The sequence below is a fragment of the Vibrio sp. genome (genome assembly GCF_984391705.1).
Window position 1 is genome coordinate 198858 of the sequence record NZ_CFHWOM010000005.1, and the last position, 12284, is coordinate 211141.

A 12284-nucleotide genomic window follows, 5' to 3' on the forward strand; every position below is an offset into this window, starting at 1 on the left:
GTTGATTGGGTTGGTCTTGCTTAAAGAGTGAAACTAACGGGGCTAAATGCTTGATTTAGCCCCAAGAAAGACTAGAAGTCAGCATTGGCTTGGAATACCAACCTTTCTTTACTGTAGGGGTGGTCGAGCTCTAGACGTTCAGCATGTAAATGAAGTCTATTTGCTTTTTGGCCATAAAGAATATCACCGACCATTGGCATATTAAGGCCAAGATGGTGAGCGCAATGGACTCGTAGTTGGTGTGTACGTCCTGTTTTAGGATACATATATAGCTTAGAGCGTTGGTTAACACATTCTATTAACTCCCAATGTGTTTCTGCGACTTTACCGTGTTCATAGCAGACAAGTTGGCGAGGGCGGTCATCAGGATCACCTCGCATGGGTAAGCTGATATCACCACAAGGCTCAAGGATTTCTCCCTCAACCATCGCAACGTAGCGCTTTTGAACGGCTCTAGAGATAAATTGCTTTTGTAAACTTTTGTTCGCCCGACGGGTTAAAGCAAATACGAGCAATCCTGATGTTGCCATGTCTAAACGGTGTATAACAAATGGTCCTTCCGCTTCGGGATAGCGTTTCTGTAATCGCGTATAAGCTGAATCTGAGATGGTTTTTCCAGGCACAGAGAGCAACCCCGACGGTTTATTAACAATAACCATAGCTTCATCTTCAAAGAGAATTTCTAGCTCTTTGTCTTCCGCCCAGTTTTCTTCCAATGGGTTATCTTCAACGTTCATGCCCTCTAGCATATGGCCCAGAATTGGCTGACATTTACTGTTGCATGATGGATAGTAGCTCTTGTGCTGTCGAACTTCAGATTTGGGCGAAATACCCCACCAAAACTCAGCTAAAGCTAGAGGGGTAAAGCCATGTTTAAATGCATAATGCAGTAGTTTTGGGGCTGCGCATTCGCCAGCTCCTGCGGGAGGTGTTGGATGATTGGTCGGTGCAAAAATCGCCTTTAGCGATTGCTGCTGGCCGTTAATGTTTAAGAAACGGTATTGTTCAAATAACTTGTTTTGCAACTGATTTGAAAGCGTTTTTCGCTGCTCCTTGAGTGCATCTACCACATCGGTCAATTTTTTTAATTCGATTTGGATTTGGTTGATTTTCTCTTCCCACTCGAGCTTGAGATATTTAAGGACGTTCTTTTCCGCAACGCTTTGTTTGGCTAAAGCATCTAACTCTCGTTTGAGAGTGTCACCTTCTAAAGTAGCTTCAGCTTGCTTACGTTGTACTTTACGCTCTGCGCGACCTGCAATTATCGCGTCTCGTTGCGCCTTCTCATCAACCTGATACTGCGTTTGGTACTCTGCCAGTTTGTCGGACAGTAAGCGGATATCAGGCTCTGACTGCCTGATTTTAACTTGTTCGTTAAGCTCAGTAATTGTTGCTAGGTCAGTGCGAAAGAAGCTTTCTTCAGCCAGCATATCGAATACTGGTGGAACAAAACCTGGTAGCAGATTTTGGTCAGCGATCTTGCCCGAAAATGCCGATAAAAAGCCTATTTCTCCAGCCTTGTTACGAACCAGCAGTACACCAAACATTTTACCAATGCCGCCAGCGCTCTCCTCTAAACCGAAGTCGTGTTGCCATTCTTGCTGAGTTTCTAAGTGGTGCTGCAATTGTTCTGAGGCCAACACACATAAAGGATGTGGCTGATAAAAAAACGGAAAGGTAAACTTTTCAGGAAGAGGGACCGATTCAATTGGGGTGTTAAAGCGGGTAAACAATTGGTCGGGTTGGTGCATGGTTTTCTTCACTACAGGCAAAATCACAGAGGCGTGATTTTACCTGTTTGCGAGTGGATTGCTAGTGTGCTAATCGTCTTGTTATCTTGGTTAGCGAATATAGCTAATGTCAGCGCTGATAAGCCAATGCTCGACTTTTCCGTCATCTTTCTCTACCCAGAGATCATTATCAAAATGCTTTACACGCCCACGAATGGTTAATGTCAGTTTGTTATCGACCACCTTTCCAACGCTAAGGAAGGGATCGGATGTAATAAGAAATGGTTCAACATCATCGATTGTGCCATTTGATGGGATGAGAAAGTAATGGTTGAGTTTTCCATCTTGTGGCTTAGTTGAAATCGCTTTGAAGCCGACTAACTTATAATCATTGCCTACCGCTTGTTCGGTAATCTGAGTGCCCAAACGGACATGGGTTGGAATAAAAACATACGCCATGATGGCAGCAACAGCGACGATAGTACCAAAGATAGAGAGTTTCAGTTTAGACATAGGTAAAGCTGCGTTAATCGTAAAAAAGCATACTAACATAACTCTGGCGAGAGAAACTCGTTACAAATACAACTTTCCTTTGCTTTTATTATTACTCAAGTGCAAAAATACTATGGTTAAGTTGACTTATTATTAGAGAATTTACAATGGCGAACTGGGAAGGTGTCAGTGAGTTTGTAGGAGTGGCAGAAACGCAATCATTTACGGCTGCGGCCAAAAAATTGGATACTTCTGTTGCTCAGATTAGCCGGCGGGTGTCAGCGCTGGAAGAGCGTTTAGCGGTTAAACTTTTTAATCGTACGACACGTAAGGTGTCATTGACGGAAGCAGGTCAGCTTTATTATCAGCAGTGTAAACAACTGGTGGAAGGGTTAGAGCTTGCTGAGTTGGCGGTTACTCAGATGCAGTCGACGCCGAAGGGATTGCTCAAGGTGACTGCTCCGGTGACTTATGGGGAGCAACATTTAGCGCCCTTGCTGCATCAGTTTCTAGAGCTTCATCCTCAAGTGGACTTAGACTTAATTTTAACTAATCAGAAGCTTGATCTTATCGAGATGGGCGTAGATGTGGCGATTCGGTTAGGAAGATTGCAAGATTCCAGTTTGATCGCTAAACGTTTGTCTAGCCGTCAACTATATGTATGTGCGAGTCGAGACTATCTAGAGCGATATGGCGAACCTCACACCTTATCTGAGCTCACAACTCATCAATGCTTAGTTGGATCCGTGGACTATTGGCGTTTTAGAGACAGTAAAGGGGAAAAGTCGCTACGCGTGTCGGGTCGAATTCACTGTAATTCTGGTTATGCATTACTGGATGCAGCCATACGCGGATTAGGCTTAGTGCAACTACCAGATTATTACGTACAAGCGGCATTAGATTCCGGAGATTTAGTTGAAGTGCTTAGTGACTATCGGGATGAGCGAGAGGGGATATGGGCACTTTATCCTCAAAATAGGAACCTATCCCCTAAGGTACGTTTACTGATTGATTTTTTAGCTGAGCAACTCAGTTAATTGCTGCCTTTAACCTTGTTGTTCGTTGGCGTCTTGTTGTTTAAGCACCTTGTGCCCATCTTCTGAGACGCCTTGTTTCCAATAGCTGCTAATGTAAATATTCTCTCGGTTGACTTCCTTTTCATTCCTGAAGTAAGTACGTAGAGCGCGCATTGAGTCAAATTCACATGCGCACCAAACAGATACCGTTCCCGAAAGCCAAGGCAAGGCTCTTACCGTTTCAGCGACTTCAACATTTGAAGACACCACCCACTCAATGCGCATATTTTTAGGTGTATCTAGCGGTTGGATATCTTCTTTACTGTGAACTTGGATAACTGCATAGCCATTAGCGTCCGTAGGTAACAAGCGAACTTTCGCCGATAATGCGGGTAAAGCGGTCATATCAGCAACCATAAAGAACCAATCGGCTTCGGTATTCAGGTTTTGAATCGTGCCTGGTCCTGCGATACTGATGGTTGCCCCGACCTCTACTGACATGGCCCAACGAGAGGCAAAACCACATTGTTGGTCTTGGGTAAGGTGGCGAACAAAATCCACTTCAATGATCGATTGATCTGGGTAAAATCGGCGAATCGTATAGGTGCGCATCACCGGACGTTCACCTTCTTTGAGGTTTGAAATGTCCGTTCCACCTACATGATTAAATAGGAGCTTGATGTAGCCCCCTTCACAGTCGACTGGGAATTGAGAAAGCGCATCACCTTGTAATAGGATGCGCTGCATATTGGGCGTTATCGTTTCTGTCTTGACGACGGTCACGAGGTTTGCGTTAGGCTTTTTCATGCTTTACTCGAAATTGTTCTTATTCGCATTGAGAATAGCAATCAATCAGAGTTAACCAAAGCATCTTTAACTAAATTTACAAACCTCGATTTACAGCATGGGCAGCGTTGAGGCGATCAGCAATACGGCCATTGAGACATTAAAGCTCCTAATACGTAAAGGGGAGGTCAGGAATCGTTGCAGCTCTCGCCCAGCCAGAATCCAAAAGGTACCTGATGGGTAGTTAACCAGCAAAAATGTGATTGAGATAATGCTAAGTTCAAACCAACCGCCACCGTTGCTATAGAGCGTTACCGAGCTTAATGCCATCGACCAACCTTTTGGATTAACCCATTGAAAAGTTGCAGCGCCGAAAAAGCTCATTGGTTTAAAGTCGTCGACATCTTCTGCTCGGCCGCTAAGTGCGATTTTTGCGGCTAAGTATGCCAAATAAGCCAAGCTAATATACTTAAGAACCGTATGATTCATCGGGTAAGCTGCAAAAACGGAAGATAACCCCAGTCCTACGATAAGAACCATAAAGGCAAATCCAAAAGCGACACCACTCATATGGGGAAGGGTACGCATGTAACCGACATTCGCACCTGAAGTCATCAACATTAAATTGTTTGGACCGGGTGTAAAGGTAGAAACAAAAGCGAATAGCACTAATGCGCTTAGCTGTTCGAATTCCATAGTGATTTCCTTAAAAGTTCAACATACGCAAGATAATTGCGTGAAAAAGGGCGTTCTGACCGGTCACGTTTATAGTAGGTGGATAAATAAACAATTTTGTGTTTTTATTCGAACTCACAGCAGAATTTACGCAATAAAGGATAGGTATGGATAGGTTTGAAGAAAGAATATTGCAAGAGCTTAAGTTGGATGGACGAATATCAAACGTTGACCTTGCTGAGCGTATCGGATTATCTCCTTCTGCGACATTACGACGAGTTCAAGATCTCGAGAAGCGAGGCGTGATAAAAGGCTATCGAGCAGTGTTAGACACTGCCCAGCGTGGGGTTGGTTTTATCGCCTATGTTTCTATTGGTCTTGCGAGTCATCGCAAGCAAGCTCAGTTAGAGTTTGAAGAACATGTACGTTTCGTTGATGAAGTGGTTGAGTGCCACAATATTACTGGGGCGAATGAGTATCTTTTACGTGTGGAAACGCAAGATTTGCATAGCTACAAGAAATTCCACGCCGATGTATTAGGTGAGTGTGTTCAAGTTCAATCCATTACCACTATGGTTGTGATGGATTCACCTAAAGATGAACGTACATAGATTAAGAATGTGTATCGGATCGTTTAGTCTTAATCTAACAAGTTATTGTTTTTTATCAAAGTAGTGCGAGGGATTGCATTTTATAAATAGTGCAAATATGCCTTTGAGTGCGTATTTATAAAAGTCTCATTGTGTTTGGTGATTTATTCAACAATGTTTTGTGGTATTGATCACATAATATGGTAGACTTTGCCCCATAAATCCTATGGGAATATTCCCACATCAAGGACGACTCAACCAAGCTGATTGAGAACAATAATGCAATTATCTTTAAAAAACTTGTCTATTCGCACACAGGTTCTTCTTCCTGTTCTATTCACCACTGTTGCGCTGTTTATTGCGCTTTGGATTACCAAAAACAATTTGCAAACAGAGCAAGAGATCATCGATTCCAATACGGACTCTCTTGTATTTTATAAAGACACCTTGGCGAAAATCGACGACCAAGTATACCCGCTTCGAATTAGTGCAGTGTATGCCATTTATGATTCATCACGCCGAAATGCTTTCCTTAATGAACTGAAAAGCTCGATGAGAGAGATCAACAAAGATCTTGATTCAATGGCTGAGCGTAAAACGTTCCGTGATGATGTTGTGAAGGTAAGAACTGCGATTGAAAACTATGTACAGTTTTCAAACCAAGGTGTTGCACTATTTACTCGTAAAGACCAAGGCTTAGTGTCAGACCAAGAGTACGCCAACTTTATCAGTCAGTACCGTACGTCAGGCAATGACATGGTTCAGTCGATTAACACGCTTTCTAAGAAAGTGAACGAGGCTGCAACAGCTGCAATGGACAACAGTGCTGAGCAAAATGCTCAAGTTCAGAACACAGCAATGATTCTAGTGTTAAGTGTTTTGGCGATTTCATTGCTAGTAGCGTGGATTCTATCTGGCATGATTGTCACACCTGTAACCAAGCTGCAAGGTGTCATGCGTGAACTCGCTCAAGGTAATCTATCTGTTCGTGCAGATGCTGATGGCGAAAACGAAATTGCCCAACTAAGCAACGATGTTAATACTACAGCGGCTCAACTGCATACGACTGTTGAAGAGCTAACACGCATCAGTGAAGAAGTGGCTTCTGCCTCAACAGAGCTAGCCGCAGTCATGACTCAATCTCAAGCGAATGCACAACAAGAGTTAGCAGAAATTGAGCAAGTGGCATCTGCCGTAAACGAGCTTTCTAGTACTGCGGACAATGTGAGTGACAATGCGCAAGTGGCTGACTCAACAGCACGTGAAGCAAACCAACTAGCAACATCAGGTTTAGAGATTTTTGCAGAGAGTAACCAAGCGAGCGAACAGATGGGGAACGCCCTAAACGATGCTGCTCAAGTGGTACTGACTCTGAAAGAGCAATCCGAGCAGATCAATGATGTTATCGAAGTGATTCGTGGCGTCTCTGAACAGACGAACCTACTAGCACTTAACGCGGCGATTGAAGCGGCGCGCGCAGGGGAGTCTGGTCGCGGCTTTGCTGTTGTAGCTGATGAAGTTCGTATGCTGGCGGCACGCACCCAAGAATCAACAGGTGAAATTCAAGCAATCATCGAAGAGCTACAGAAGCAATCTGGTATGGCAAACGACAGCATGCAATTAAGTTTGGAGATGCTGGCGAAGAATAATGAACTCGCGCAACAGGCGAATAGCGCTCTGCAAGGTATCACAGAGTCTGTTACTAATATCAATGACGCAAATACCCAAGTAGCTACTGCGGCTGAGCAACAGTCTCAAGTCACACAAGACATCAACCGTAACGTAGTGAACATGTCTGAATTGGTGAACCAAAACGTATCGGGTATTTGTCAAAGCGCGAGTGCAAGTGAGGAGCTTTCGTCACTAGCCGAGAAGCAAAAAGCGCAACTGGCGTTCTTTAAACTGTAATCGTATTAAGCTCAATTGCTAGATATAGAAAAAGCAGAGACGTTAATTCGTCTCTGCTTTTTTTAAATAAATGACTATTGAATGCGATTTTTTGCCGCGTGAATCTACTTTTTCACTCTATCGAACTGACATTTTTTTGATAAAAGCATGAGTAAATGGAAGTGGTTGATTGAATGATGTACGGAACACTGACGAAAAGGTTTGCGCAAACGTTTTGCGGTGTTGTGGCTAAGTGTTTGTTCTATATGAATATTTAAAGAAAAAGTGAGTTGCTAGGGGAGGTTAGGTATGCAACTTAACCGAACTGTATCATAAAAAAATTGAAAATATCAGTCTTGCGGGAATTAAATCGCGACCTATAATGCTGAAAACCGGAGCGTCTGCCAACGCTCCGGTTTTTTTGTGTCCGAAACTCAGTAAAGCGTCTGCCAACGTTTACCGAAAACGCACGACACGTAAATTTGCTTACAGGAAAATTTATCATGCGTATCGAACAAGAACTTAAGTTAGGCTTTAAAGATGTACTATTTCGCCCGAAGCGTTCTACTCTTAAAAGTCGTTCTCAAGTTGAGTTAACCCGCGAGTTTACATTCAAGCATAGCGGCCGTCAATGGTCTGGTACACCCGTTATCGCGGCGAATATGGACTCGGTAGGTAGCTTCGAAATGGCGAAAGCTCTGGCTGAGCACGGTGTAATGACGGCAATTCACAAGCACTACACAGTAGAGCAATGGGCTGAGTTTGTAGAATCTGCGGATCAAAATACGCTAAACAACGTGTTTGTTTCTACTGGTACTTCGGATGCGGATTTCGAAAAAACCAAAGAAATCATGGCACTGTCAGAAGAGCTAATCTTTATCTGTATCGATATCGCGAACGGTTACTCGGAGCATCTAGTAGAGTACGTTGAGAAGGTTCGCGCTGCATTTCCAAACAAAGTTATTTCTGCTGGTAACGTTGTTACGGGCGACATGTGTGAAGAGCTTATCCTAGCGGGCGCTGACATTGTTAAAGTGGGTATCGGCCCAGGTTCAGTATGTACAACGCGTGTTAAAACAGGTGTTGGCTACCCTCAGCTGTCTGCAATCATCGAATGTGGTGATGCTGCGCACGGCCTTGGCGGCATGATCATCGGTGATGGTGGCTGTTCATGTGCAGGTGACGTTGCTAAAGCATTCGGCGGCGGTGCTGATTTCGTAATGTTAGGTGGCATGCTTGCTGGTCATGAAGAGTCAGGCGGTGAAATCATTCAAAAAGATGGTGAAACTTTCATGAAGTTCTACGGCATGTCTTCTCAATCTGCAATGGACAAGCACTCAGGTGGTGTTGCTAAGTACCGTGCAGCGGAAGGTAAAACCGTACTATTGCCATACCGCGGCAGCGTTCACGGTACTATCTCTGACATCCTTGGCGGCGTACGTTCAACGTGTACATACGTAGGCGCAGCAAAGCTTAAAGAGCTAACTAAGCGTACGACTTTCATCCGCGTGCAAGAGCAAGAGAACAACGTATTCGGTAAAGAGAAATAATCCAAAATCTCGAAAATTGTTGAAACATCCATAAATTGATATTTACAACCATATATTGATTTTTGGTACAGCCATAATTTGATATTGCCTCTTCATGGTCTAAACTTGTGTAAGTTTACGACAAAATCGTGAAGAGGCAATATTATGTCTGCTCTACCTTCCCTTTCTACAGCCACCCTGCTTGAACTTGAAACTGCGTTTGACACTCCTGCTCGAAACTTAACTAAATCACGTGGAAAAAACATACACCGTTACGTCAGTGCTAAGATGGGAAAAAGAGTCACGGTAGAATCATTTTTAGAATGTGCTGCTTGTTATCATTTTGATTTCGAACCTAGTATCGTTCGCTTTTGTTCTCAACCGATAAGATTTTCATACAGCCTAAATGGTAAGACCCATACTTATGTTCCAGATTTTCTAGTTCAATTTGATACCGGAGAATATAAGCTGTACGAGGTAAAGTCCGACAAGGAAAGTTCAAACGAAGAGTTTCATTGTGAATGGGAAGCAAAAGTTCAAGGTGCGTTTGACATAGGGTTAGAGCTAGAGCTGGTTGTAGAGGAAGAAATACTGGATGAGGTCATATTTAACAACCTTAAGCTTTTGCATAGATATGCCTCAAGAGATAACTTGAACGACTTCCATCAAATTCTCCTTACTACTTTGAAACGGAATGGTACGCAAACAGCAAAGAGTTTAGGGCATCACCTCGGCTTAAATGGAAGAAAAATATTACCATTCCTGTGTGATTTACTCTCTCGAAACCTCCTCCAGACGAGCTTAGAGACTCCACTATCACTTGAGTCTGAATTTGAACTGGGTTGTTATGCCTAAGAAATCATTTTCAAGTTTTCATAGGAAGTCAGCACTTCAGCAAGAAAAACTTGAGCAGAATGATAGGGTCGTTGATTCCAACGATGTCGATGAAGCAATATATCAAGATATATCCGCATTTCCTGAAAATATAGCCAATCAGATTACTTTTCGTCTAAGCATTCTTCGTTTTTTAGCTGGTAAGTGCGAAAAAATCACTCCCAAGACAATCGAACCATATCGCGTCGCACTGCAACGGTTACACGACACAAATATTCCAAGTTCGATATCAATATACAGGTGGTGGTTAGTTTTCAGAGCCTCCGGTTATAACCCGGTTAGTTTAGCTCCTAACTTTAAAAGTAGAGGAAATAGGGGGGCTAAAGTTTCACCAGTTGTTGATTCGATAATGGAACAAGCAGTTGAAAGAGTTATTTCTGGTCGAAAGATCAATATCAGCTCGGCACACAGGCGAGTTAAGCGTAAAGTTCGACAATATAACTTAACGCACGGCACAAATTATTCTTATCCTAAATACGAGTCTGTAAGAATACGGGTTAAAAAGAAAACGCCCTTCGAAGTGTTAGTAGCGAAGAAAGGCGAACGAGTTGCTAAAAGAGAATTCCGCCGGATGGGAAAGAAGATAACAACCTCGGCCGTATTAGAGCGGGTGGAAATAGACCATACAATGGTTGATATATTTGCGGTACACCCAGTACATCGAGTTACTTTAGGAAGACCTTGGCTCACGCAGTTAGTAGATTGTTATAGTAAAGCCGTAATTGGTTTTTATTTAGGTTTTGAGCCACCCAGTTACGTATCGGTATCGTTAGCCCTAAAAAATGCAATACAACGCAAAGATGACTTATTGTCTTCATATGAATCAATTGAAAATAAATGGCTATGTTACGGTATCCCTGACTTGCTCGTAACTGATAATGGTAAAGAATTCTTGTCTAAAGCCTTTGATAAAGCATGTGAGTCACTGTTGATCAATGTTCATCAAAACAGAGTCGAAGTGCCTGACAATAAGCCTGATGTCGAACGTAAATACGGGACGATCAATACTTCTCTATTAGACGATTTACCAGGGAAAGCTTTTAGTCAATACCTTCAGAGAGAGGGTTATGATTCAGTGGGTGAAGCTACTCTTACACTAGATGAAATTCAAGAAATTTACTTGATTTGGTTAGTAGATATTTATCATAAAGGCTCTAACCAGAGAGGCACTAATTGTCCGAATATCGCTTGGCGAAATGGGTGTCAAGAATGGGAGCCTGAAGAGTTTTCTGGATCTAAAGATGAGTTGGACTTTAAATTCGCTATTGTTGATAGCAAACAACTAACCAAAGCAGGTGTATCCGTTTATAAAGGGCTGACATACAGCAGTGAACGTTTAGCTGGGTATAGGGGTAAAAAAGGGAATCATAAAGTGCAGTTCAAATATAATCCAGAGTGTATGGCAGTCATTTGGGTGTTAGATGAAGATGTGAACGAATACTTTACGGTTAATGCTATAGATTATGAATATGCTAGTAGAGTCTCTCTGTGGCAGCATAAATACAATATGAAATATCTAGCAGAATTAAATTCAGCAGAATATGACGAAGATAAGGAAATCGATGCAGAGATCAAAATTGAAGAAATTGCTGACCGTTCAATTCTTGAAACAAAGAAAATTAGATCTCGTAGGCGTGGAGCTAGGCATCAAGAAAATAGCGCAAGAGCAAAGAGCATTAGCAATACTAAGCTTGTCCCACCCCAGAAAGACGAAGAAGAAATTGTAATTGTAGATAATGAAGATTGGGATATTGATTATGTTTGAGAAATCAATAGATGAATGAAACTCGAGAGGCGCGCATCTCAAAAGCCAAAAGAGCATTTGTATCAACGCCGAGTGTTACGAAAATTTTGAGCTACATGGATAGATGTAGGGATTTGTCAGATTTTGAATCCGAGCCAACTTGTATGATGGTCTTTGGTGCATCAGGAGTAGGCAAGACGACGGTTATCAAAAAATATTTAAGTCAAAATAATCGGGACTCTAAAGTGCGAGGAGATGTAGTTCCTGTTCTGCATATCGAGTTACCAGACAATGCGAAGCCTGTTGATGCAGCAAGAGAGTTGTTGCTTGAAATGGGCGACCCCTTAGCGCTCTATGATACTGACCTGGCGAGATTGACGCAAAAGCTGACTGACTTGATACCTGTGGTTGGTGTTAAGTTGATCATTATTGATGAATTTCAGCACTTAGTTGAAGAGAGGTCAAATCGCATTCTTACACAAGTAGGCAATTGGCTCAAAATGATACTCAATAGAACGAAGTGCCCAATTGTTCTTTTTGGTATGCCGTATTCAAAGGTTGTATTAAAAGCAAACTCGCAATTGCACGGACGATTTTCAATTCAGTTTGATCTTCGGCCGTTCAGTTACCAAGGGGGAAAAGGGGTGTTTAAAATATTTCTGAGCCACCTCGATAGAGCTTTACCTTTTGGGAAAGAGGTTGGTTTAGCAAATGATGAACTACAAAAGAAATTATACGCTTTTTCTCAAGGAAATATGAGGTCATTGAGAAACCTTATTTTCCAAGCTTCTGTTGAGGCAATTGATAACAATCACGAGACTATTACAATGGAGGACTTTGTTTCGGCTGCAGAATTAACTAGTGGTGATAAATTAAGCTCATGGATAAATCCATTTGAAAAGGGCGCCAAAGTTACTGAGCAGATGTTACGCCCTCCACCA

Annotated in this window: 11 protein-coding genes; 7 read left to right on the forward strand and 4 right to left on the reverse strand. The window is 42.5% G+C overall.

The window, feature by feature from the left end:
- Nucleotides 1-71: 71 nt before the first annotated feature.
- Both AC4MRV_RS06405 and AC4MRV_RS06410 read right to left on the reverse strand, forming a co-directional pair.
- Nucleotides 72-1751: a pseudouridine synthase gene (locus AC4MRV_RS06405; RefSeq protein ID WP_491186596.1), complete on the reverse strand. Its 1680-nt coding sequence runs from the start codon at nucleotides 1749-1751 to the stop codon at nucleotides 72-74.
- A 90-nt stretch (nucleotides 1752-1841) separates the two neighbouring features.
- Nucleotides 1842-2243: a hypothetical protein gene (locus tag AC4MRV_RS06410; RefSeq protein ID WP_491186597.1), complete on the reverse strand. Its 402-nt coding sequence runs from the start codon at nucleotides 2241-2243 to the stop codon at nucleotides 1842-1844.
- Between the two features lie 146 nt (nucleotides 2244-2389).
- Between AC4MRV_RS06410 and AC4MRV_RS06415 the strand changes: the two genes are divergently transcribed.
- Nucleotides 2390-3259: a LysR substrate-binding domain-containing protein gene (locus AC4MRV_RS06415; protein WP_491186598.1), complete on the forward strand. Its 870-nt coding sequence runs from the start codon at nucleotides 2390-2392 to the stop codon at nucleotides 3257-3259.
- A gap of 9 nt (nucleotides 3260-3268) precedes the next feature.
- Here AC4MRV_RS06415 and AC4MRV_RS06420 read toward each other — a convergent pair whose 3' ends face one another.
- On the reverse strand, nucleotides 3269-4045 hold the full coding sequence (locus tag AC4MRV_RS06420) for a siderophore-interacting protein (protein ID WP_491186599.1): 777 nt from the start codon (nucleotides 4043-4045) through the stop codon (nucleotides 3269-3271).
- Between the two features lie 90 nt (nucleotides 4046-4135).
- Nucleotides 4136-4720 carry a LysE family translocator gene (locus AC4MRV_RS06425; protein ID WP_491186600.1) on the reverse strand — a complete coding sequence of 195 codons (585 nt, stop codon included), beginning with the start codon at nucleotides 4718-4720 and terminating at the stop codon, nucleotides 4136-4138.
- Nucleotides 4721-4866: 146 nt separating this feature from the next.
- Between AC4MRV_RS06425 and AC4MRV_RS06430 the strand changes: the two genes are divergently transcribed.
- From AC4MRV_RS06430 to AC4MRV_RS06455, 6 genes are all read left to right on the forward strand, one after another.
- A complete protein-coding gene (locus tag AC4MRV_RS06430; RefSeq protein WP_491186601.1) occupies nucleotides 4867-5310 on the forward strand; it encodes an Lrp/AsnC family transcriptional regulator in 444 nt (147 codons plus the stop codon).
- A 258-nt stretch (nucleotides 5311-5568) separates the two neighbouring features.
- Nucleotides 5569-7197: a methyl-accepting chemotaxis protein gene (locus tag AC4MRV_RS06435; protein WP_491186602.1), complete on the forward strand. Its 1629-nt coding sequence runs from the start codon at nucleotides 5569-5571 to the stop codon at nucleotides 7195-7197.
- 482 nt (nucleotides 7198-7679) lie between these two features.
- Nucleotides 7680-8726 carry a GMP reductase gene (locus tag AC4MRV_RS06440; RefSeq protein ID WP_491186603.1) on the forward strand — a complete coding sequence of 349 codons (1047 nt, stop codon included), beginning with the start codon at nucleotides 7680-7682 and terminating at the stop codon, nucleotides 8724-8726.
- A gap of 144 nt (nucleotides 8727-8870) precedes the next feature.
- Entirely contained in the window at nucleotides 8871-9560 is a 690-nt protein-coding gene (locus AC4MRV_RS06445) for a TnsA endonuclease N-terminal domain-containing protein (RefSeq protein WP_176319221.1), read from the forward strand.
- A complete protein-coding gene (locus tag AC4MRV_RS06450) occupies nucleotides 9553-11364 on the forward strand; it encodes a transposase family protein (RefSeq protein ID WP_491186604.1) in 1812 nt (603 codons plus the stop codon). Before AC4MRV_RS06445 ends, AC4MRV_RS06450 begins: the two co-directional genes overlap by 8 nt.
- Before the next feature lie 11 nt (nucleotides 11365-11375).
- Nucleotides 11376-12284: TniB family NTP-binding protein (locus tag AC4MRV_RS06455; RefSeq protein ID WP_491186605.1), on the forward strand; the 909-nt coding region annotated here is incomplete at its 3' end.